The organism is Patescibacteria group bacterium (genome assembly GCA_020148045.1).
In the GTDB taxonomy this organism is placed as follows: Bacteria; Patescibacteriota; Minisyncoccia; order Minisyncoccales; family GWA2-38-27; genus JAHCRG01.
This window is the reverse complement of the sequence record JAHCRG010000007.1, coordinates 1-23,475: the sequence shown is the minus strand read 5'-3', so window position 1 is coordinate 23,475 and position 23,475 is coordinate 1. Positions and strand designations below refer to the sequence as shown.

Sequence of the window (23,475 nt, the reverse complement as noted above, 5' to 3'; positions counted from 1 at the left end):
TTGTTAACTACAGGCATATTTATAACCCTTCAGCCATAAAGCTAATGGCGGTTTTTTTCTGTTTAAATACCTTTATGCTATCTATTATCTCGAATTTAATCTTTAGAAAATATAGGGCCTTATCTTTTTCCAGCCATATGTCCCGTTGGAAAAAAGTAGACAAGAAGCAGCTCTATATTCTTTCAGGTATAGTGCTCATCGGTATTGTTCTCCGTATTATTGGACTTAATACGGGTGCAGACATGGGCTTAAGAGAACATTATTATTATTTACCAAGCGTTCTTAGCGATAATGTAAAAGAAGTAATATTTCACGATATATCTATCAACCTATTCCATCAACCTTTATACAATTTTATGTTATTTCTTTTAAGTAGATTCAGTACAAATGAGACATTTTTGAGATTACTATCTTTGTTTTGGGGAACATTAACTATAATCGCGCTATTCAAGTTAACGCAGAGTATGTTTGGACCGAAAATAGCTTTAATTTCTTCCTTTCTTATTTCTATAAATCCTATGCATATCTATTGGTCCGGAGAGATTTCTCCTTACGCCCTTTATTGTTTTTTTGCAGTTCTATCTTTCTACTTCTTCTATAGGGCATTTATTCAAAATATCCCAAATGCAGCGATTTGGTATTGCGGTTCAATAATACTTGGTTTTTTTTCGCATTATTTTATGATATTTGTTATTTTTGCGCAATTACTGAGCTTGATTATAATTTCTATAAGGCAGATGCACAGTAAAAACGCTAAAAATTTACTTCGCTATTTATTAACCCTTTGCATATTTAGTTACTTTGTTATTATTTGGTTTCCTTTTTTGCATTATTCGTTGAATAGCCATATTCATAGCACTATTTACTCCCAACACAAGGCCTATTCTCTGCAGACAGCCCAGTCATTTTGGGTATTGCTCAGGATAATTCCATCTTTTTCAGGTATTATTGTGCATTCAGCTTATGTATCTATCATAGCCATCGTGTTTTTTATAATAGGCCTATGGGCCATAAACAAAAATGATAAATTAGAATATATCCTCCTGGCTATTGCAATATTCACAGTTTTATTTTTTCATGCTTTTTGTCATATAGTGGGCTCTCGTGGTATGAAACTTGCGTTAACAGGCGTTTATATTATGTGGGACCATATTATTTATATACTCCCATTAATAATAGTTGTATGGGCTTATTTCTTTGGCCACCTTTTTAAGAAAAAGACAGTAACAGGCATATTCTGTTTGATGACTATAGCAGCCATTTATTCCGATTATAACTTAATTGCCAATCAACAAAAGCCAAATCTGTCAAAAGCAACTCGATTTGTAAAATGTAATATCGCCGATAAAGATGCTGTATTCTTCCCCAATATATGGTTTGTTTATGGCTTTAATTACTATATGCATCGGGATACAGAGGATTTATCTAACATGTTTTTCGCAAATTGGAGGATAATTGCAAGACCTCAAGCGAAACTGGAAAACCAGATACGCTATTACGGGCCGATATGGCCTGAGCCGGATTCTCCAGGGAACGTTTACTCTGACGAGGTCAAACAGACATTAGCCGAAGGAAAGATTAAACGAATCTGGTTTGTGGATATTCGTGAACAATTTTTTGGCATCCCCTTAGTGGGTTACCAAAATAGCGACATGCTGCTAAAGCGGTTCCTGGAAAGGTATCAGCTTATACTTTCTCAAGATTTCGAATATATTAAGCTGTATCTCTTTAATTTAAAAGGACAGGAAAACCCAGACAAAAATATCTAAAGAAGTCTTCGGAAGCATTTTTTAAGATAGAGCTATTTTTGAAATGAAGAGAATTCTATTTATCAGAACATATAATTATCAACCCAACTTCTCTATTGCTCCACCATTGGGCTTAATGTATTTAGCTGCGGCAGTTCGCAAGAGGTTCGCAGATGCTTATATTATAAAGTTGGTCGATATGAAACTTTACAAGATGCCTATCCATAAGCTAATTAAAATTGTGAGAGATTTCAAGCCCGACATTATAGCATGTAGTGTGTGTAGCGATGAAGATGGATGCATGCACGAGATAGCAAAGTTGTCTAAAAGGCTCAATGGAAAGAGCAAAGTAATCGTAGGTGGCCCACACCCCACTATGTATTTCCAGGATATTTTACGGGATTCTAATATTGACATAGCAGTAATTGGGGAAGGAGAGGTTTCTCTTTGTGAATTGTTAGAGCAGTTTGAGAAGAAAGAGAACATTGAACATGTTGCCGGCATTGCTGTTAAGAAAGATGGCAATTTGAAAGTAACTGAAACAAGGAAGCCAATTGAGAATCTGGATGCCTTGCCTTTTCCGGCTTGGGATTTGCTAGAAATAGATAAATACTCTAGTATTAATGTAATCTCTATGAATGTAATATTAGCTGGTCGCAGATACATGGGTATCTTTACTTCGCGCGGCTGCCCTTATCAATGTATTTATTGTCACAATATCTTTGGTAAACATCACAGAAAAAGGTCGCCGGAGAACATTCTTAACGAGATTAAAGAGCTTTATTATAGGTATAATGTTGATGAATTCCATATATTCGATGATGTATTTAACCTGGATGTGGGGAGAGCAAAGAAGATATGCGACCTTATAATATCTTCTAATTTGCCTATAAAACTAGCTTTCCCTAACGGGCTTAGGGGCGATATTATGGATGAAGACTTGATATGGAAATTGAAAAAAGCTGGCACTTACGCAATTACTTATGCATTAGAAACTGCTTCATCTCGGTTGCAGAAAATGCTAAAGAAAAATATCGACATTTTACAACTGAAGAGAGTTATTGAATTTTCAGATAAATTGGGGATATTGACAAAGTGTTATTTTATGATTGGTTTTCCCAGCGAAACAATTAAAGAGATAGAAGAAACCGTTAATTTTGCCTGCAATTCTCCTTTAACATTCTCGAGTTTTTTTATAGTTACCCCACAAAAAAATACTGAATTGTATAGATTGATTAAAAAGCGCTATCCTTCTTTTGAGATAGAATTCGAGTATTATTATTATTATGCTAAAAATATTCATTATGAGAAACTGCTGGGCCTGCCTTTAAGGAAAACCCAAAAGAGCGCTTATAGGAAATTTTATCTAAATCCCAAAAGACTGGCTAAATTATTCATAAGAATGCCGAGAAAAATTTATCTATTAAGATATATCTTTCCTTTCTTCTTAAATACTTACTGAGCAACATGTTGCGCTGCATTCTTAAGCATTATTTTGCGCTGGGCTCTTGAAGTAACAATACAAATGAAAGTATTATTTTTAAATCCAATCACCCTGTATAGAAGGTGGCCGTTCCCTGTGGATTTTGTAAGGTTCTCGTTAAATGTGCCTTCGGTTACCTTTGCTCAACTAGCGGCATGTGTTCCAAAACACGAAAGTGAAATCTTGGATGGCGTGGTACAGAAGATAAGATTAAAAGAGTTTATCAAGAAAGTAAAAGACAAAGATATTGTCGCTATCTCTATACACTCCAGTATTGTATCTTTAAATGCTGAGCTAAATGTACGCTTGATAAAAAAAATAAAGCCGGATATTAAGATAATAGCAGGGGGGCATCATCCTTCAATTTACCATAGAGAGTGGCTGGAGAAAGGCGTGGATTTCGTCATCAGAAAAGAAGGCGAGATAACTTTTAAAGAGCTTATTGAAACCATTGAAGCAGATGGGGACCTAAGTAAAGTCGAAGGAATCAGCTATAAAGTTGGAAAAAAAATTATAGTCAATCCCGATAGGTCTTTTATTGAGAATTTAGATAATCTGCCTATGCCAAGATGGGAATTGATAAATTATAAAAGATACAATTCCCGCTTTATGAAAAAGGGTTTTACCGGTTCAGTCGAGACCTCCCGGGGGTGTCCATTTAAATGCCATTTCTGTTTAGTCTCGAGATTGTGGAACCAAAGGCAAAGATTTAAATCTGCGGAAAGAGTGATTGAAGAGTTAAAGTCAATGAGGCGCTTGGGGATAAACAAATTTTATTTTGTTGATGACAATTTTGGGGCAAATTATGAAAGAGATATTACCTTATGTAAAAAAATTATAGAACAAAAACTCGATATTCAATGGATGGCTTTTAGCAGGACCGACTATATTAAGGACTACCCCGACCTATATGAACTTGCTGCTAAGTCCGGTCTGAAGTTAGTCTTAACCGGTTTTGAAACAATGACTACAAAAAATATTTCTTTGATGAATAAAGGTTATAGCGCGGATATGACTTTGGAGGATTACAAAAAGATATACCAACTATTTAGAAAAAACGATATATTTACGCTAGGGCTGTTTGTTATTGGATATCCCGGCGAGCCTATCGAAGATATAAAATTCACTCTTGCTCAGCATAGTTTAGTATGCGACTACCCTTTAATGACCCCTTTTCGCCCTGCAAGAACCACGAAGGCATATGAATTAGTAAAAGATAGTTTATTAGACGATATGTTCTATCACGATTCTCAAGTAAGGACATATAACTCGGAAGATTTTATAATTCCACATAGAAATTTTATACTCAAATACTGCCTTAATCCGGCAACATTATTAAAAATATTTAATAGAAATGGGCTTACAAGCTCTTTCTTTAGATCTCTTTATAATTATTTATTTCATTCTTTTTGCAATATTAGTTTTGATTGCATGAAAGATTTTTATTATATTTTGCATGCACCAAAGCTAGGTAAAAGATTTTATCAAGAAAAAATTGTGAAAAGGTATTTAAAAAAATATGAAAATATTGTTATTAATGCCTAAAATCTTTTATGAGTGCTGGCCATTTCCAACAGACTTTTGGAGATGCTGGAGGAAAATAGCAGGTACGACTCTACCCCAATTGGCGGCAGTTATTCCTGAGTATTATTGCGATATTTTCGACGGGAATGTGGAAAAAATTAGTTTAAGTGAGTATAAAGATAAATTAGCACAATATGATATTATTGCCATCAGTGTTATATCGCCGGCAGCGTCCTTAAATACAGAAATTACGATTAGAATGATTAAAAAAATATCAAAAGACATTACGGTTATTTTAGGGGGACACCATGCAACTTTTTATGACAGGCGATGGATTCAGAAAGGGGCGGATATTGTAGTTAGAAGGGAAGGAGAAGAAACCTTTAAGGCAGTTATTGCCGCCATTTGCAACAATGAGGATTTGAAGGGAATCAAAGGGATTACCTTCAAATATAATGACGAAATCATTGCTACTGCCGATAGAGACCATATTTTGGATCTCGATAAATTGCCCATTCCTGCTTGGGATAAGCTTAGTTTAGCTAATTATAAATTTAAGCTGGGGGGCAAAGGCTTCACTGCTTCTATTGAAACCTCCAGAGGCTGTAAACATAAATGTATATTTTGTTGCGCAAGCTCGATGTGGAGATACTCTCAACGATATAAATCTGTAGAAAGAGTAATTAAGGAGTTTAAATACCTCTATAAAAGGGGCATCGATAATATAGTAATAGCCGACGATAACTTCGGTTCAAATTATCAACGAGATAAAAGAATCTTAGAAGGTATAATAAGTGAAAATATGAATGTGTATTTATGGATGTTTTGCCGGGCCGATTTAATATTTAATCACCCCGACTTTATAGAACTTGCCGTAAAGGCCGGCCTTAAAGAAGTTATAATCGGCTATGAAAGCCTAAATGAAGAAATCCTAAAGAAGTATAGTAAACAGATAGAAGATGGAATGGCAGTTGAGAATTTCAAAGACGTCTATAAGGCCTTGAAGCAGAGCAACGTACTTGTGTTTGGTGCATTTGTCGAAGATAGCCTTTCCGGGAGCAACATTTACAGGAATACGATGAAGCATCATTCAGTTTGCGATATTGCTATGCACCAGGAGCTTATACCCATGAAGGGCATCTTGGGATACGAAGGACTTAAAAGAAGAAGAATTATTGCAATAGACACATTTTATAATGCCAGGTATATATCTGCATATAATGGCCGTAAACGGAACAAGGTGTCTATTTCTATTTTAGAGCGACTGCAATCAATAATTAACGGCAACGCCTTTAAAATAATGATTTCAAGTAATACAAGGCACCGAAGGGAAATTCTCGGACTGTACTTTATTCTTTTTAAAAAACTTATTATTGCGACGCCACGAAAAATAGTTAATTTCTTAATATGCATTTGCCCTTGGATTTCTTTAAAACGCCGGCAAGATAAGATTGTAGCAAGATATATAAATGATAGATATATTGATGCGTTATTTCGTAGATAACTGAAATTTTTTGTAAACAGAAAGGCAAATAGAGATATGCTCCGGAAGATCGTTTTAGCAATGTGGGCTATTGGGTTGGTTTTAATAGTTTTGGGAGTGATGAGGTCTGTTGCCCATTTAAAGGTTGTTAATGAATACCGTCGGCTTGAACGGATTGCCAAGATTGGTGTTGCGACTATTGTCGAAAGAAGTACCGTAAATGAGCCAGGGAATGTATCCGGAGAATATTTGGTTATATATGAGTACGGAGATAGCCAAGGCCGAATACATAGGGGGTATAGCAAAGTAAAAAGTAAAGATTGCAACCAACTGTCAAAAGGAGACAAGGTACATATTCTTTATGACCCAGATGACCCCAAATATGCGAGAATTGCAGGAATACCCATCTCAGACCAAGGCAGGGAAGTATTTACCCCAATTAATTTGGGAATATGCATAGCTCTTCTTGCCTGGCTCTCAGGACTGAAGCTTAACTGAAAGGAGGTGGATATGGCACACTAATATGCGCTTAGATGCAAGGAGAATAATTAGGCCCATTAATAATGTCGAAACAGAAATTCAAGGAGGAATAAATGATTAAAAAAATGAATATATTTATTATTGTTTTTTGCATTTTAATTTCATTAAGCGGAATATCTACAAAAGCAGAAGAACCTTACGAAGTATCTAAATACTTTCCGTTGGATATAGGGAATAAATGGGTATATCAAGTTTATACATTAGAAGAAGCGATGGTGGAACATACTATGGCTACTGTTGTTAAGGCTAAAGAGATGTTAGATGGTAAAGAAGTATATTCGGTCGAGTCAAATCGTCCGGATGGAAAACATATATTCTATTATAGTTTAGATAGAGATGGGATAAAGTTACATAAAGCGATATCCGGAGGCCGAGATACTGTATTTTCTCCTCCGATAACAGTACTTTTTCAGAAGTCGAATCCAGAGAGAAATGATTCAGCATTAGTCAAAATCTACGATACCAGCGAAGAGGCATTGAGATTGAACGAAGCACTTACTGAAGGAAAATTTGAGATAAAAAGTGAGTTTGAAGGAACTGAAGACATAACTGTCCCCGCAGGGAAATTTGAAGACTGCCAGAAAATTTACATTTCAATTTCTGTTGAGGCAAAGAACTTTAAAACTACTGTTGCACAAACAGATTGGTATGCCAGGGGCATTGGTAAAGTCAAAGAAACAAAGTTACAAAAAAATTGGATTGCCGGGTCGCCTGAACTTGAGGAAAGGGCTATGGTTGAAGAAAGCGAATCTTATAGCGAAATAAGGCTTAAAGAGGCGACAATTCGAGGCCAGAAAATAGGGGGATAATCATCATTATTTTTTTCGAGTCGTTTTTAAAACATCAGAACCCATTATTTAGACTAATAGATAGCTATCGCAATCTTTGGCCTTGGATTATTATCGCACTTTTTTTAAATTTTTCCCTGCTCCTTTTGATAAATAGATATTTTAAAAGGGAAAAACTTGCTGGGCAAGAGCCCGATTTATGCAGTATTAGACTGTCGCGAAAAGATTTTGTCCTACTCACTATTCTAGCTATTGCATTTATGTTTTGGAAGACAACTAATTTAGGCAGTGAAAGCCTTGACAAAATGGAATCATTTAATATGGGCGCGGCGCAAGAAATACATACAAATATCTTTTTACCGCATAATTTACCGTTTAAAAATCTTATTTCATTTGGTCACCAGCCGTTATATAAATTAATTTTGAATGCAACAATGCAATTGCCGGGTTTTGATTATTATACTTTTTTCCCCAGGCTTATTTCTATTTTCTTTGCTGTAGCGTCTGGATATTTAATATTCTTTTTTTCTCAAAAGATTTTTAAAAGCAGATTTATCTCTTATGCTGGGTTTGTTTTCTTCAACATTCACAGCCTTTTTTTATTTTACTCAAGAAGAATAGAACCCTACTCTATGTTATGTTTCTTATCATTATTGAGTTACTTGTATTTTTGGAAGACTTTTATTTCTGGAGAGGAAAGAGGGGTATGGAAGTATTGTTTGGTTACCATATTATGTTTTTTTACTCACTATTTAACATTTCACATTGTCCTTTCCCAATTTCTGGCAATCTTTATACTTAGATATAGAACACACCGCTTTAATCTAACTTTTTCGTTTTTGCGTTTTTTAAAAGCAATGTTAATCTTAAATTTTATCTTTATATTATATGCCCCTGCTATTTATCTATCTATCTTCAACAACCCTTTTTTATTTCAAAATGCCTGGAGCAACAATTTTTATTTGCCGCAAGAAAATATCGCTTCTGTCCTTGACAGTATTGGAAAATTAGTTTTAGGATTACCCCTATTAAAAGTAATTGGTTATTTACCTATCTTGATATTGCCTTTTATAATCGTTAAATTAAGGAGGGCACATGTTTCTTTTTATACCTTATTTGGATGTGTAGTATTTTCCGGCTTGTTGTTTGAATTATTATTCTTAGGTGGCATATGGCGCTGTATAGGAAAGACATATTTTAACGTTAGACATTTTGTATGGTTAATTCCATTTGTGGCCATCGTTTATGCTTATGGTTTATATATCTTAAGCAAACAAAAACAGCTATATAAAATAATGGGTTATTGTTCTTTCTCTCTAATATTTATCTGGAACGCTTATTTATCCAACGAGCTGTTATTGAAGAATCTAGGCCCTTCCTATAAAGAGGCATTGAGCTTTATTAAGAAAGAACTAAAAGACAATGATTATGTTGTCTGGCCTGTGAGCTGGATAAATTACGCTATCTACTTTAATTCTTCTGGATATTTTGGAGGGGAGAAAGGGAGTTCTTCAACCATGAGGCCGGCAGATTTATTCGAGAAGGAATTGTGCTACGAAAGGTTTTGGGTGATTGTTCCTTGGGAAGATTATTTTGGTATACCGAGCACAAACCAGGAATTCTTAAAGAAATATATAAACTTTTTAGAGTACAATTTAAACTTAGAGTCCTTTTGGAAAAGCAATAAGATTAATGTCTATCTATTTACTACTCATAACCAGTAATAGATTTATAAAATAACCTGGCAAGATTTAAATGTTGAAAAAGCTGTTATTAATAAATCCTGATTTTAAATATTTTCCTGGGTGGTTAGAGAACTCAATAAATTATAAACAGCCGGCATTAGGGCTTACATACCTTGCTTCGTATATTCGAAGAAATTGCCCAGTGGATATAAAAATTTGCGATGCATCGGCCTTAAATATTAAAGAAAATGGTGTCTTAGAGTACATCAAGCTATTTAAGCCAGATATTATTGGAATAACCACAGCTACTCCAACAGTGAAATTTGCAAGGACCGTAGCTTTAGGCACCAGGCGCCTGCTGCCGGAGGCCTTTATTGTATTTGGCGGCCCGCATGTTAGTGCTCTGCCATTCGAAAACTTAGATGTTGCGAATGTCTGTGTTATTGGCGAAGGCGAAGAAACTTTTGCAGAGATTGTAAATAACTTCCTAAATGGCTTATCGTTGGATAAGATAAAAGGCATTGCCTTTAGAAGGAACGGCAGCTACTGTAAGACAGAGGAGAGAGTTCTTGTAGATAACTTAGATCAATTGCCCTTTCCCGCGCGCGACTTACTTCCTAAATATACTTTCCGGCATATTTATCCTTATCGCCTAGATAACTCTAATTATGATACTATCATTACTTCTCGAGGCTGTAGCTTCAATTGCAATTTTTGTTCAAACGAACTGATGTGGAAACGCAAAGTCAGATACAGGGGTTTAGATAACATCTGCGAAGAAATAGAAAAACTAATAAAAGAGTCGAATATATCCTTATTATTTATCCACGATGATAATTTTACAGAGGACGCAGATAGGGTTGTTGAGTTTTGCAAAAGGAAGAAAAAATATTTTTCTAAATTAAAGTGGATTTGCCATGCCCGCGCCGATTGCCTGTCTCTGGATTTATTAAAAGAGATGAAGGCCTCGGGATGTTTAGAAATGCAGATTGGAATTGAAAGCGGCAACGATCGTATTTTGGCTAATTGCAATAAAAGAATAAGTACCTCGACTATTTCTTCAACTTTTAAATTGTTAAAACAGGCAAAAATTAATTCATGGGCTACGTTTATTATAGGGAATAAAGGAGAAAATAAACAAAGCATAGAGGAAACAATAGAGTTCGCCAAAGCAATAGACCCGACTTTTTGCTCCTTCTTATTCTTAATTCCTTTTCCAGGCACAAAGTGCTTTAATAATTTTTCTAAAAAAGGTTATCTAAACACATATAATTGGTCTAAATATAGTTTTCATACAAAACCTGTCTTTGAAACAGAATGCCTCTCAAGAGGTCTGCTTATGAGTTTAAGGAAGAAGGCCTACAGAAAATACTATTTAAGGCCAAAAATATTATTTAGATATTTTTGTGCGTGTATAATAAGCAGACAATGGAAATTAACGTTTTCTAATTCTATCCTTTTGTTAAAATTTATTTTAGGTTTGATTAAAAAATGATTCTTCACAAAGTGCCTCATCATATAATTTTTGTAATTGCGCCCGTAAAAATTTTTTCTTGCGCCTACCCCCTAGGACTAGGTTATATTACCGCTGTGCTGAAACAAAATCAGTATGATGTAGAAATATTAGATTTTTCTAAAAAAAAGTACTCATTAGACAGGGCTGTAAAAGAGATAATCCTAAAGGAACCCGATTTTATTGGGTTTACTGTATATAGTTATAATTATAATGCGATTAAATCTATGATACGCTTAATAAAAGAAGCTATTCCTGTAATAAAAGTTATAGTTGGCGGACCTCATGTTTCAGCTTTGCCAAAATTTAGTCTGGAAGGTTTGAGAGCGGATTTTGCTGTAGTAGGGGAAGGCGAACAAGCCATATTAGAGATAATTAAACGCTCCCTATCACATTTTAATTATTTTGAGGATATTAAGGGTTTGGCCTTTTGGAAAGACGATGTGGCTGTCTTAAATCCTGGTTGCAACCTAATTGAGAATTTAGATAATTTGCCTTTTCCTGACTGGGAGGCTATTCCGCCAACTGCATATGGTGATGTTGCTGGCCAGACATCTCCTCGACAATTTCCCTGCGCTTCTATTTTAACCTCCAGGGGATGTCCTCATCAATGTACTTTTTGCGCTTCTCATCTTATCCATGGGCGAGGCTTAAGGAAGCGTTCAGCAAAAAATGTAGTCAACGAAATAGAATGCCTGGTAAAAAAATACGGTGTAAGAGAAATTAACTTCTCTGATGATACCTTTTCAGAAGACCGCAATCATGCAATTGGAATTTGCGAAGAACTTATTAAAAGAAAAGTTAATATTGTTTGGAGAACCACGGTTGGGCTGAGGCTGGATACGTTAGATGAAGGTTTATTAGAGGCATTTATTGCTTCTGGCTGTTATCAATTAGCCTTTGGGATTGAGTCTTTTGCCAGTAATGTACTGCATGAAGTTAAGAAACCCATTAATAGACTCAAAATCCTTGAGAAGATCCATATGGTTAAAAAATTTAAAATAGAGACATTTGGCTATTTTATTTTAGGCCTTCCGCAAGACACTGTAGATTCTATTAGACAGACTATAAGCTTTGCCCGGAATTCAGACTTGGATTATTTATCTTTCAGCCATGCAATTCCCTTACCCGGAACAGAAATTTTTAATAAAAGATACAAAAATTCAAGATTAAGCTCGATTGATTGGAACAATTTTTATTTTTTCGGGAATCGCCCATTTGATATTTCAGAAATCCCCTCGAAGAAATTAAAAAAGCTTTATTCCGCTGCTTATATTACCTCTTATATTCGCCCCAAGCGCATTAAGCTAATTTTAAGTAATTTTATAAATTTTAAAAAGACGAAGACCTCAAAGGTATTGAAATTTATATACTACATTACAAGGAATTTGTTTTAGACCAAGGCACCTAAAAATTGAAAATGCAAAAAAGCTTTTCTAAAGGATACAAATTATATCGCGGTATTTTAAAAAAAGCAATTATGCTTTGCCTGATCTTGGGAACAATATGGTTGGCGCAATATTCTTGGATACATGCTATCGGGCCTTGCGCCAACTATAAAAAAATTGCCTCCGGAACTAACGACATACCAGCTCTCCATGAGGCACTGTATTATTCAAAGTTGCCAAATAATAGAATCCAATGCCTGCTTTGTCCGAGAAATTGTATTTTAAAAAATGGTCAGAGGGGTTTCTGCAATGCGCGGATAAATAAGAAAGGCAAGTGTTACAGTTTAGTCTATGGAAAGGCGCGTGTAAATACTAACGGATTTCCTATCTACCAGCGGTCTTTGATTTACTGTGCCGCAGACTACAGAATGTTAAGGTTAGGGACAGTGGGTTGCAATATGAGGTGCAAATTTTGTTTAACATCGCAGTATAGTCAGGCCACACCAGAAGAAATAGAAATTGTCCCTTCTTTAAACAACATAGATGCTATAAGTGGAGCAACATACTTAGGGGGCAACAAGATGAATTTTGCTCTCACGCCGCAAGAGGTTATAGCTTTGGCGGAAAAATATAATTGCAAGATAATAAATTACTGCTTTAATGAGCCTACTGTATATTATGAATATGTGTTAGATATAGCTAAATTAGCTAAGGAAAGAGGCTGGAAGAATGTCTTGAATACTTGCGGTTACATTAATAAAGAACCTCTGATAGAGCTATTGGAATATATGGATGGAGTAAGTGTGGGGCTAAAAGGTTTCACAGAAGAAGTTTATCGTAAATACTGTTCTGCAGAACTTAGCCCAGTCCTGGAGACCTTGAAGGTTTTGAGAGATGAAGAGATCGGATTTGAAGTAGCCTATGTAGTAATTCCCAAAGTAAACGATGATTTAGAGCAAATAAGGAATTTATGTGTTTGGATTAAGCAGAACCTCGGGGAAGATGTGCCGCTACATTTTATTCGCTATCATCCAAGCTATCTTCTCCAGAATATCCCCCCCACTCCTTTGAATACATTAAAAGCTGCAAAAGAAATGGCTTATACACAAGGCGTTAGGCGCGTGTATATTTATTATTTAAGAGAATATCCCGGGCCCGACTTTGAAGAGAAGATATACTGCCCTAATTGCGGCAAATTAATTTTACATAGAAAAGACAAAGAGACTCTTTTTGTAAATAATACAGCAGAAGGCAGATGTAAATTTTGTGGAGAAAGGCTTCTGTTGTTTTATCCTTGATGGGAACTTAAATCGCCTTCCGAACTCTGCATTAAATATGAAAACAACTAAAAGTTTATATTCTTTCTGCCACTATTTCCTTCAGTTTTTAACACGGACAATAAAGGAAGAGAAAAGACAAATAGAAAATTCCGTTTTACAGAAGCTTGAAACGGACAATAATAGAATTCTTGATTTTGGTTGCGGCGAAGGGTTATTTTCCAATCTTTTTAAGAACGGCAAAGTAAAATATTTCGGCGCTGACAGAGATTTCGATTCTATAAATTTTGCGAAAAAATTTCACAAATTAGATTCATATGTTGCCTGTAATGAGAATCTATGCTTTAAAGATAAGATGTTCGCGTTCATTATGTTGAATAATGTCTTGCATCACATGAGCCAGAAAGAAGTGGCCAGGCTTGCATCAGAAATAAAGAGAGTTATGCAAAAAAAAGCGTTTTTGATTGTTATTGAATTGGCACAACGCAGAGAACAAAAGGGACCTCTTTTTAGGCTGGTCACATACATCGAAAACAAAATTAAAAAAATTAATTATTGTAGCGAAAAATTACTGCGAGATGTTTTTCCTGGGGAATTTAGGAAGGTCTATTGTGAAAAAATTGGGAAAAACTTTATAATATTCATATTCGCCAATGGTTAATATAATTAGCAAGATGCATAAGAAAGAAGCAAGAGAACGCAACAAACCTTTTCTTTCAGTGATAATTCCCATCTATAACGAAGAAGCGGTTATCTCCGCCAGCTTAGAAAAAATAGAAAAATTCTTGGAGAAAGAAAAATGTAAATATGAGATTATTGTCGTAGATGATGGAAGCACCGATTTATGCAGCCAGATTGTAGAGGCAGCAAAGACTTCTACGAAAGGAATTAGGCTTTATAGAAATGGCAAGAATCTAGGCAAGGGGGCTGCTATAAGGAGGGGTATAAAAGAGGCGCAAGGCGATTATATATTCTATACAGACGCTGACCTTCAGATTCAAATTGAAGAATTAAAAAAACTAATAAATGCTTTGCAAGACGGATTTGATATAGCAATTGCTTCTCGTAGATTATTTGGCGCAGAAGTTGATGGAAAGGAGCCGAGAGTTCGGATGATTGCAAGATTTCTTCTTAGTTTTTTGGTAAAAATATTCATATGCCACAATATTTCCGATTCGCAGTGCGGCTTTAAATGCTTTACTCGTTCGGTTGCGCAAAAGATTTTTAATAGGCAGAGTATAAACGGCTATGGATTTGATTTGGAGATATTATATATCGCCAACAAACTTGGTTATAAAATAAAAGATTTGCCGGTGAGGTGGGCATACAACAAGACGTCGAAGGTAAAATTGTTGAAAGACGGTATTATTATATTAAAAGACATTATTAAAATTAATTTTCAAGTTTATAATGGCAATAAGACAAAGACTAAGATATTGTTTTGACATGAAGCATTCTTCCAAATTAAGGTATATAATTATCTTGGGGTTAATCTTAGCGACAGCCTCGGCCCTTAGGGTGTACAACCTCGATAGATATAGCTTTTGGTATGATGAAGCAATTGCTATGTTGGATGCGCGGAGGGTGGGCCAGCTCTTTGCTTTGTCCAAATTATTCGACGGCAACTTCTTGCTTAACCACCACGATTATTTGATGCTTTATACTCACGGCTTTGTATATTATTGGAAAATGTTATTTGGCGAATCGGAGTTTGCTTTAAGACTATCTTCGGTTATATTTTCCCTTCTGAGTATTTATATGTTATACGTATTGGCAAAGGACTTCTTTGACATTAAGATTGCCCGATTAACCGCTTTCCTTATTGCTATTTCGCCTTTTCATATATATTATTCCCAAGAATTAAGGCCCTATGCTGCTATATGTCTTTTTACCTTAATTAGCGCGTATTCATTCTTAAAGGTGATAACCGGCGGAAGCAAAAAATATTGGCTTGCTTATATTAGTTTTAGTGTGTTGAGCGTATATCTTCACTATATGAGCTTAATGGCGCTATTGTCTTTTTGCATTTTTTTCATCTTTAGAATAAGAAGATACAAACATCTTCTAAGGTCCTTTCTTCTCTCGCATGGGGTAATTATAATTTTGATTATACCTGTTTTCTTAACTTTGTACCCTAATTTAGAATTTATTCTTCATAATAAAATTCCTCCTGAAATGAGCGATTTTCCTATATGGAGAGCAGAGCTTAATATCGGGAGCTTAATATATACACTAAAGAATTTCAGTATCGGATATAATATAGATTATCATTCACTTGCTGGTAAGTGCGTAACTCTTATTTGTCTTTTTCTCTTTTTGTCAGGCGCTCTATGGTCTTTCAGGAAAATCGGAATGAAACTGCTCTTAACTTGTCTATTTACCCCGCTCTTAACTATGTTCTTTATATCCAGGATTAAAAACTGCTATGTTGATAGGTACTTTTTCTCTGTGTTTCCGTTCTATCTGTTGGGGGCAGCTATAGGCTTAAGCAGGATGAATAAGAAAACCGTATTTATTTTCGTTTTAGCTATAACTGCCTTCAATTGTTTGGCCTTGAGAAATTACAATTTAAATTATTTGCCAGATGAGTATGCTCAGCATGTAGGGGTGGTAGAAAGACAGAATATTAAAGGGTTTGACAAGTTCATTTCAGATAACTACAAAATAGGAGACAGAATTGTACACACCTGTAGAAATACAGTTTTTCCTTTGAAGTTTTATATAAGGCAAACATCGCCTAATGCCGACTTGATTCAAGAAATAGATAGAGGCACGGTTATTGTTTTTAACCCGGATGTATTTAAAGAAAAGGAGTTATTTAGAATAGACTATAAAGGACTGCACCCAACTATATTTTTGCCTGAAGAATTCAAAATTGTCAAAAATCTGGAAAAAAATCATAGATTGTGGATAGTATTTTCTAGTTGGCGTTTTAAAGGCATAGACAGTCAAGAATATGAAGTTATCAAGAGGATAAAGGGAAACTTCAAAGAAGCCAGGCGGGAAGAGTTTGATGGGGCTTTCGTATATTTATTTAGCAAAAACCCCACAATTACCCACCAGTGAAAGGCCGCCTCGGGTATAAAGAAATCAAAATCAATCAAGTTATGTGCCAGGAAAGCCGAACTTGCGGCAAGCAGGCTGATTGTCAAATAGCCCTGGCCCTTTGACACTTTTAACTTCCTTAGTCCAACCTGAAAAGACCTTAATATTAACCAAAGCCAGGCCAAAAACCCCAATATTCCCATCTCTGCCCAGACTTGGAGATAACTGTTGTGAGCAAAATGAGTCTGGAAGGCCTCGGGGCTTTTATATTTAGGATAAATGAGGCCGAAACTTCCCGGCCCCACACCTGTGAAAGGAAAATCTTTAATTATCTTTACCGCAGCCTTCCAAAAGTAAGCTCTTTGAATTATGGAATTTTGGGGATTGCTGAAGTCGAAGAACTGCTCTGTGCGGATGAGAAAAATGCCTGTTAAAATTGAGATTATGACGATACAGGTAATGACAGCACCTAAGAGAACTTTTCGCCTTAAAAAGGGAGGACGATAGACAAATAACAAGACAGAGAAGACTAAAAAGGCCACAAAAAGGCCTATCCATGCCCCTGCGGATTTGGTAAGCAGAAGCGCGATGAGCATAAAGGCTACGGAAAGGCCTGCTAATAAGCAAAGAATGAGATTGCCCCTCGACTTTGCTCGGGGTCGCAATGACAGAAATTGGCGTTTTTCAGCAAGTTCTAAAAGCAGGCCTGCGGCTAAAGGGAGTATCATAATTAAGTATCCGGCAAACATATCCGGAGAGAGAAAGGTAGCAAAGACCCTTTTTCTGGCCAGAAACTCCTCGGCATAAAGATAGGGCTCTGCTTGGCTAAGATAATCCAAGATATTCTGGAAGCCCCAGAAAAACTGATAAATAGCATACAGGCTTAATAAAGAGCCGGCGCCAATGAGAGCAATCAAGACTTCTCTTTTTTGCCCGGGCGATATGCTGAACATCAGATAGAAAGCCACAAGATATGGAATAAACTTATATATCTCCTTCAGGCTTAAACGAATATTTATGGAAAATGTTGTAGAGATAAGCAGGGCTATAAGAAGAAGGAGAATGGGATAATTGAGACGGCTCTTAAAGGAAGTTTTCGGTCTGAAGAGTATCCACAGCAAAGCGCACGATAGAAAGATGAGGCAATAATAGCTCTCAAAACGGGGATAGCACCTCTGGCAGATAAAGGGCCGTAAGAAGATAAGGAATAAAAGCACTCTCCAGGCCACATTTGATTTAGGGGCTTGCATTATGGTATAATTCTAACACAGATATGGGGATAGGGTCAATGGAATTGGTCTCTGTGATTATTGTGAACTGGAATAAAAAGGCATATCTAAAGAGTTGCCTGAATTCTCTGTTAAATCAGACCCATAGTCCTATAGAGATAGTTGTAGTAGATAATGGCTCCTGCGATGGCTCGCAACAGATGTTACAGGAAAAGTTTCCTCAAGTTAGGTTAATAATCAACGAACATAATGAGCTTTATTGCCGGGCACAAAACCAGGGTATCGAGACGGCAGAAGGCGAATATGTAATTTCCTTAAATAACGATGTGGTGTTAGAGAAAGATTTTGTAGAAAAGCTCCTTGAGGCGGCGAAGGCCAATGAAAGCATAGGTATGGTATGCGGAAAGATTATGTCCTGGGGTAGAGCGACTATTGATTCCGCAGGACAGCTGCTCGGCAGGTCGCGCCGGCCCGTAGAGAGGGGATATAAAAAGAAGGACAGCGCTAGGTTTGACCAGCCCTGCTATATTTTTAGTGCCGGAGGCATAGCCCCTCTCTATAAACGCAAGATGCTTGAAGAGATAAAGATAGACGGCGAATATTTTGATGAAAATTACGGTATGTTTTATGAAGATTTAGACCTTGCCTGGAGGGCAAATCTTCTTGGCTGGAGAGGTTTTTACAATCCGCAAGCCCTGGCTTGCCACCGTAGAGGAGGCACAGCTAAGGCTTATGTGCCCAGAATAAGTTTCTTAAAGAGATACGACTTTGCCTATTTGTCGCCGGAGCTGAAGACCTCGCTGGTGAAAAACAGGTATATGACTATATTAAAAAACGACAGCCCGAGAGACTTTATAATTAATCTACCCTGGATAATCGGTTATGAAATTAAACTCTGGAGTTACCTGGCCTTTTTCCATCCTTGTTTAATTCCAAGGATAATAAAAAACATTAGTTACCTCAAAATGGCCCTCAAAAAACGCAGAAAAACTAATAATGAGGAAAAATAACTTTAAGTATATCTATGGGCCGGTGCCTTCCTGGAGATTAGGCAGTTCTTTGGGCATAGATTTGCTCTCGACTAAAAAAAAGGTCTGCACATTTGATTGCATCTATTGCCAACTCGGCAAGACGAAGGGTTTTGCTACGAAAAGGAAATTGTATGTCCCTACGGAAAAGGTTATTGAAGAGATAAAAAGGCTGCCGGATGTGCGCATAGATTACATTACCTTCTCCGGGAGAGGCGAGCCCACACTGGCCGTAAACTTGGGTGAGACAATCAGGGCAATAAAGAAAATACGCAAAGAGCCGGTAGCCGTTTTGACCAATTCCACTTTGCTGTGTAGAAAGGACGTAAGAAAAGAACTTTCTCTGGCCGATTTGGTAGCAGTGAAATTGGATGCGGATTCGGCAAGGTCTTTAAAGTTAATAAATCGACCAGCAAAAAGAATAACGTTTTCCAGTATCCTAAAAGCTATTAAACAATTTAGAAAAGAATTTCGCGGAAAATTAGCCCTGCAGGTGATGTTTGTGCAGAAAAACAAAGGCATTGCTAAAGAGATAGCAAAACTTGCCAAAAGTATCCAGCCCGATGAAATCCAGATTTGCACGCCCACCAGGCCTTCTCCAGTTAAACCCCTTTCCCGCCGTGCGATTCTAGAAATAAAAAGACATTTTCGCGGGATGAAGGTAATTTCGTTTGATGAGGCAAGGCGCAAAAAAGTCCGCCCCATTAGCGCAAAAGGCACAATGCTTAGAAGGGGCAAGATTTTAGAATGAAAACATCTTTAGACTGCATCCCCTGCTTCTTCAAACAGGCGCTTGATGCGGCGCAACTTGCCGGAGCAAATAAATCTGCTCAAAAAAGGATACTGAAGGCGCTTTCTAAAGAGGTTCTTAAGTTTGATTTAAAAGAGTGCCCCACGGCTATGGGAAGGATTCTTTATAAACTTGTCAGGCAGATTACCGGAAGGCACGACCCTTTTAAAGAAATTAAACAAAAGAGCAATGAATTTGCCTTATCTCTATATCCCCGTCTAAAAAAGAAGGTAGAGAGGTCTAAAGACAGGCTTTTAGCCGCTCTTGAGCTGGCCATAGCCGGCAATATTATCGATTACGGAATAAAAAGCTCTTTAAATATCGGCCGGGAGATAGACAAGCTCTTTGCCGAGGAAGATAGGATTATTCGCAGAGAAAGCAAGGCCTTGTTTGCTTATCCGGCTTTTAAAAGGAGCTTAAAGAAAGCAAGAAGGATTCTTTATATTGGAGATAATGCCGGCGAGGTTGTGTTCGACAAAATTTTAATTGAGGAAATGAAAGACAAAGAAATCATTTATGTTGTAAGAGGAGGGCCGATAATTAACGATGCCCTTGCCCAAGATGCCGCATTTTGCGGAATAGATAAATATGCCCGGATTGTCTCTTCCGGCTGCGATGCGCCGGGGACAATTTTAAAATTTTGCACAGGAAATTTCAGGAGGATTTTTAGAGACGCAGAATTTATTATCAGTAAAGGTCAGGGCAACTTTGAGGCCTTAGCAGGAGAAAAGGCCCCGCTCTTTTTTCTCTTCAGGGCAAAGTGCCCTGTAGTGGTTAAACATCTGGGCTGTAAGTTAGGCGATATTATCTTGAAGAGGGGAGGTTAACATGGCGGAATGTAAAATAGAGCAAAATAAGCAAAATTGCAACTGCACTTACGAGCCCTGCGCCAGAAAGGGGATGTGCTGCGAGTGTCTCCAATATCATTGGCAGCAGGGGCAGCTGCCCGCCTGTCTTTTCCCTGCCGATGTAGAAAAAACTTATGAGCGCAGCATCGAAAGGTTTATCCGGGTCTGGCAGAAAAGAGGAAGATAACGGCAGAGGAGTCTTGACGGATTGCCCTGGTTGTAGTAATCTAATCTAAGGAGATAAGTTATGTCTTACCTTATTGGCGTAGATATAGGCGGAACAAAGACTTCCGTATCTTTGGGCACAAGCCGGGGCAAAATCTTAATTCGTCAGGTTTTCCCCACTAAAGAGGCGCAGGCCACACTCGGGGAGGCAAAAAAGATTATCCGGGCCTATCTAAAGAGCTGCCGGCAGGCCGGAAAAAAGATTAAAGGCATCGGCGTATCCTGCGCCGGGCCTCTGGATTTAACAAGGGGCGTGTTGATTAACCCGCCGAATATGCCTACCTGGCGTAATCTGCCCTTAAAGACAATCTTTGCCCGAGGTTTCGGGCTCCCGGTAGCTGTGGATAACGATGCAAATTGCGCCGCACTTGCCGAGAAGACCTTTGGCGCAGGCAAAGGCGTGAACAGCCTGTTTTATTACACGGTGAGCACAGGCATCGGCGGGGGTCTAATTATCAACGGGGAGGTCTTCCACGGCGCAAGTTTTGACGCCGGAGAAATCGGCCATTCCGTGGTTTTGCCGCAAGGCCCGAGATGTAACTGCGGAAAGCGGGGGTGCCTGGAGGCCCTGGCCAGCGGCACAGCCATAGCCAGAATTGCCAGAGAAAAGGCAAAGAGGAGTTCCCTGATTTTAAAATTGGCCGGGAAAAGGAAAGATATCGATGCGGCTTGCGTAGCCCGGGCAGCTTTGAAAAAAGACAGGCTTGCCCTGGCAATTTACAACCAGGCCGCCTTTTATCTCGGATTAAGTATAACCAATGTTATTCAGATAATCAATCCGGAGATGATTGTTATCGGCGGGGGGGTATCCAGGGCCGGCCCGATACTTTTTCGGCCGCTTATGAAGACCGTGCGCGCTTACACCTGGCCCAGGCCCTATCGCAGTTGCAAGATTGTGCCGGCTAAACTAAAAGACGCGGTAGGCGATTTAGGTGCGATAAGCCTGCTCCTGAAGAAGGATAACCTTGGCTGAGTTTAAAGAGGTCCTGAAAAATAAAAATTTTCTCTTTCTCTGGTTAGGCCAGATTACTTCTCAGTTCGGCGACCGCTTAAGTCAGATGGCCCTGATAGCCCTGATTTACGCCCGCGCCCCCGGTTCGACCTTGCAATTGGCCAAAATCCTGTCCTTTACGATTATCCCCGTATTTCTGGTGGGGCCTGTTGCCGCTGCCTATGTAGATAGATGGGACCGCCGCCGGACAATGATAGTCTGCGACCTTTTAAGGGCGGCGCTGGTGGCCTCGCTGGCCTTGTTTTTCATAGGAGCAGAAAATCTCTGGCCGGTATATATAATCCTTTTTCTGATGTTTTCCGTAGGCCGTTTTTTTATCCCCGCGAAAATGGCCATTATCCCGCAACTGGTTTCTAAAGAGAAGCTGCTTTTAGCCAATTCCCTTTCCTCCACAAGCGGGATGATTGCGGCGGTTGCCGGATTTGGCCTGGGCGGACTGATTGTCGAACGCATAGGCTCGCAGGGAGGATTTTTTGTCGATGCGCTCACTTACCTTGTTTCGGGATTGATGGTCTTTATGATTGCCGCCAGAGCCCGCGTTTATTTTAAAAAAGAAGGCCCGGTAATAGTAGTTAAGGATGCGCAAAGGCTATTTAAGAAGACCCTTTTTTCCGATATCAAAGAAGGCTGGTATTATCTGGTAAAAGACAGCGATGTGCGCTTTATCGCCCAGACCTTTTTTCTTTTATGGTCGGCGGTAGGGGCGGTTTATATAGTGAGCATTGTTTTCGTGCAGGATTCTTTAGGCTCGGTAACTCAGGACTTGGGGTTTTTAGCGATGTTTTTGGGGCTGGGCCTTTTCCTGGGCACGCTTGTTTATGGGCAGTTTGGCCAGAAGGTCTCCAGAATGAGAATAATATTTATTTCTCTAATGTTAAGCGGGACGGCCTTAAGCGCATTTGCAGTCCTTTTGAAACTCCGTCCCTCAAATTTATTGGCCGAGGGTTTAAGTCTCATTTTAGGGTTGACTATTTCGCCAATTATAATATCTTCCCACACTCTAATTCATGAAGTAACCAAGGAAGAGATGCGCGGGAGAATCTTCGGGGCGCTGGAGGTAGTGGCGCACCTGGGCTTTCTTTCGTTTATGTTTCTCACCTCCTTTTTGGCGGAGAGGATTGGGCGCTTCTGGATTTTACTGTTTGTAGGGATAATGCTTACAATTGCAGGATTAGTGGCGCTTGTTTTGAAGATGGATAAAAGAGGGGCGTAAAAGATGGCAGAAGCGGAATACGACATTATCATTATTGGCGCAGGAGCAGCAGGTCTTAGCGCCGGACTTTATGCCGTAAGGGCGGGAATGAAGGTTAAAGTCTTAGAAAAGGCCTCTGCCGGCGGACAGATGCTTTTAACCGACCTTGTGGAGAATTTTCCCGGTTTTCCCGAAGGGATAAATGGACAGGCGCTCGCCGGGAGATTCAAGGCCCAGGCTGTTAAGTCGGGATTAAAGATTATTAGCGAAGAGGTAAAAGAGATTGTTTTTGCCGGGTCTTCCCAGGCCGTAAGCGGATATACCGTGAAGACAGAAGGCAGAACTTACCAGGCCCATTCCATAATTCTGGCCTGCGGGGCTATTCCTAAAAGGCTGGGCGTGCCCCGGGAGGAGAGACTTAGCGGACGCGGAGTCTCATATTGCGCTACCTGCGACGGCCCTTTGTTCCGTAACCGGCGAATTATTGTAGTGGGCGCAGGCAACGCCGCTTGTGAAGAGGCCCTTTTCTTAAGCAAATTTGCGCGCAGCGTTACTCTCGTCCATCGCCGGGGGAGACTGCGCGCGGATAAGGTGTTCGAGGTGAGACTGAAGGCCGACCCTAAAATAGATTTTATCTGGAACTCGAAAGTGCTGGAGATACTGGGAGAAGAAAAGGT

At 38.5% G+C, this 23,475-nt stretch carries 21 protein-coding genes; 20 read left to right on the top strand and 1 reads right to left on the bottom strand.

What is annotated here, in order from left to right; translation table 11 throughout:
* Positions 1 to 137: 137 nt before the first annotated feature.
* From KJA13_02735 to KJA13_02675, 13 genes are all read left to right on the top strand, one after another.
* Positions 138 to 1,769 (top strand): glycosyltransferase family 39 protein, encoded by a 1,632-nt coding sequence (locus KJA13_02735; protein MBZ9577929.1) that lies wholly within the window; start codon positions 138 to 140, stop codon positions 1,767 to 1,769.
* Positions 1,770 to 1,812: 43 nt separating this feature from the next.
* Positions 1,813 to 3,210 (top strand): radical SAM protein, encoded by a 1,398-nt coding sequence (locus KJA13_02730; GenBank protein MBZ9577928.1) that lies wholly within the window; start codon positions 1,813 to 1,815, stop codon positions 3,208 to 3,210.
* 63 nt (positions 3,211 to 3,273) lie between these two features.
* The gene (locus tag KJA13_02725) at positions 3,274 to 4,776 is read left to right on the top strand and encodes a cobalamin-dependent protein (GenBank protein MBZ9577927.1); all 1,503 of its coding nucleotides are present in this window, start codon (positions 3,274 to 3,276) and stop codon (positions 4,774 to 4,776) included.
* Positions 4,751 to 6,259 carry a B12-binding domain-containing radical SAM protein gene (locus tag KJA13_02720; protein ID MBZ9577926.1) on the top strand — a complete coding sequence of 503 codons (1,509 nt, stop codon included), beginning with the start codon at positions 4,751 to 4,753 and terminating at the stop codon, positions 6,257 to 6,259. The genes KJA13_02725 and KJA13_02720 overlap by 26 nt, the downstream gene beginning before the upstream one ends.
* A 36-nt stretch (positions 6,260 to 6,295) precedes the next feature.
* Positions 6,296 to 6,736: a DUF3592 domain-containing protein gene (locus KJA13_02715; GenBank protein MBZ9577925.1), complete on the top strand. Its 441-nt coding sequence runs from the start codon at positions 6,296 to 6,298 to the stop codon at positions 6,734 to 6,736.
* A gap of 95 nt (positions 6,737 to 6,831) precedes the next feature.
* Positions 6,832 to 7,587, top strand: a complete 756-nt coding sequence (locus KJA13_02710; GenBank protein MBZ9577924.1) for a hypothetical protein — start codon at positions 6,832 to 6,834, stop codon at positions 7,585 to 7,587.
* A gap of 284 nt (positions 7,588 to 7,871) precedes the next feature.
* Positions 7,872 to 9,290: a hypothetical protein gene (locus KJA13_02705; protein MBZ9577923.1), complete on the top strand. Its 1,419-nt coding sequence runs from the start codon at positions 7,872 to 7,874 to the stop codon at positions 9,288 to 9,290.
* A gap of 34 nt (positions 9,291 to 9,324) precedes the next feature.
* Positions 9,325 to 10,746: a radical SAM protein gene (locus KJA13_02700; GenBank protein ID MBZ9577922.1), complete on the top strand. Its 1,422-nt coding sequence runs from the start codon at positions 9,325 to 9,327 to the stop codon at positions 10,744 to 10,746.
* Complete coding sequence (locus tag KJA13_02695) at positions 10,743 to 12,161, top strand: cobalamin-dependent protein (protein MBZ9577921.1); 1,419 nt, start codon at positions 10,743 to 10,745, stop codon at positions 12,159 to 12,161. Before KJA13_02700 ends, KJA13_02695 begins: the two co-directional genes overlap by 4 nt.
* Before the next feature lie 23 nt (positions 12,162 to 12,184).
* Positions 12,185 to 13,450 (top strand): AmmeMemoRadiSam system radical SAM enzyme, encoded by a 1,266-nt coding sequence (gene amrS, locus KJA13_02690; GenBank protein MBZ9577920.1) that lies wholly within the window; start codon positions 12,185 to 12,187, stop codon positions 13,448 to 13,450.
* 37 nt (positions 13,451 to 13,487) lie between these two features.
* A complete protein-coding gene (locus KJA13_02685) occupies positions 13,488 to 14,090 on the top strand; it encodes a class I SAM-dependent methyltransferase (protein ID MBZ9577919.1) in 603 nt (200 codons plus the stop codon).
* The gene (locus tag KJA13_02680) at positions 14,083 to 14,874 is read left to right on the top strand and encodes a glycosyltransferase family 2 protein (protein MBZ9577918.1); all 792 of its coding nucleotides are present in this window, start codon (positions 14,083 to 14,085) and stop codon (positions 14,872 to 14,874) included. The genes KJA13_02685 and KJA13_02680 overlap by 8 nt, the downstream gene beginning before the upstream one ends.
* A 244-nt stretch (positions 14,875 to 15,118) precedes the next feature.
* Positions 15,119 to 16,495 (top strand): glycosyltransferase family 39 protein, encoded by a 1,377-nt coding sequence (locus KJA13_02675; protein MBZ9577917.1) that lies wholly within the window; start codon positions 15,119 to 15,121, stop codon positions 16,493 to 16,495.
* Here the strand turns inward: KJA13_02675 and KJA13_02670 are convergent.
* On the bottom strand, positions 16,378 to 17,427 hold the full coding sequence (locus KJA13_02670; protein MBZ9577916.1) for an O-antigen ligase family protein: 1,050 nt from the start codon (positions 17,425 to 17,427) through the stop codon (positions 16,378 to 16,380). The two genes, KJA13_02675 and KJA13_02670, sit on opposite strands and share 118 nt — an antisense overlap.
* A gap of 320 nt (positions 17,428 to 17,747) precedes the next feature.
* Here KJA13_02670 and KJA13_02665 point away from each other — a divergent pair, with 320 nt between their 5' ends.
* From KJA13_02665 to KJA13_02635, 7 genes are all read left to right on the top strand, one after another.
* The gene (locus KJA13_02665; GenBank protein ID MBZ9577915.1) at positions 17,748 to 18,713 is read left to right on the top strand and encodes a glycosyltransferase family 2 protein; all 966 of its coding nucleotides are present in this window, start codon (positions 17,748 to 17,750) and stop codon (positions 18,711 to 18,713) included.
* Entirely contained in the window at positions 18,700 to 19,482 is a 783-nt protein-coding gene (locus KJA13_02660) for a radical SAM protein (protein ID MBZ9577914.1), read from the top strand. Before KJA13_02665 ends, KJA13_02660 begins: the two co-directional genes overlap by 14 nt.
* Positions 19,479 to 20,348, top strand: a complete 870-nt coding sequence (locus KJA13_02655) for a DUF89 family protein (protein MBZ9577913.1) — start codon at positions 19,479 to 19,481, stop codon at positions 20,346 to 20,348. The genes KJA13_02660 and KJA13_02655 overlap by 4 nt, the downstream gene beginning before the upstream one ends.
* 1 nt (position 20,349) lies before the next feature.
* The gene (locus KJA13_02650) at positions 20,350 to 20,556 is read left to right on the top strand and encodes a hypothetical protein (GenBank protein MBZ9577912.1); all 207 of its coding nucleotides are present in this window, start codon (positions 20,350 to 20,352) and stop codon (positions 20,554 to 20,556) included.
* A 60-nt stretch (positions 20,557 to 20,616) separates the two neighbouring features.
* Positions 20,617 to 21,567: an ROK family protein gene (locus KJA13_02645; protein MBZ9577911.1), complete on the top strand. Its 951-nt coding sequence runs from the start codon at positions 20,617 to 20,619 to the stop codon at positions 21,565 to 21,567.
* Complete coding sequence (locus KJA13_02640; protein ID MBZ9577910.1) at positions 21,560 to 22,819, top strand: MFS transporter; 1,260 nt, start codon at positions 21,560 to 21,562, stop codon at positions 22,817 to 22,819. Before KJA13_02645 ends, KJA13_02640 begins: the two co-directional genes overlap by 8 nt.
* Positions 22,820 to 22,822: 3 nt before the next feature.
* A partial coding sequence (locus KJA13_02635) for an FAD-dependent oxidoreductase (protein MBZ9577909.1) occupies positions 22,823 to 23,475 on the top strand: 653 nt, incomplete at its 3' end.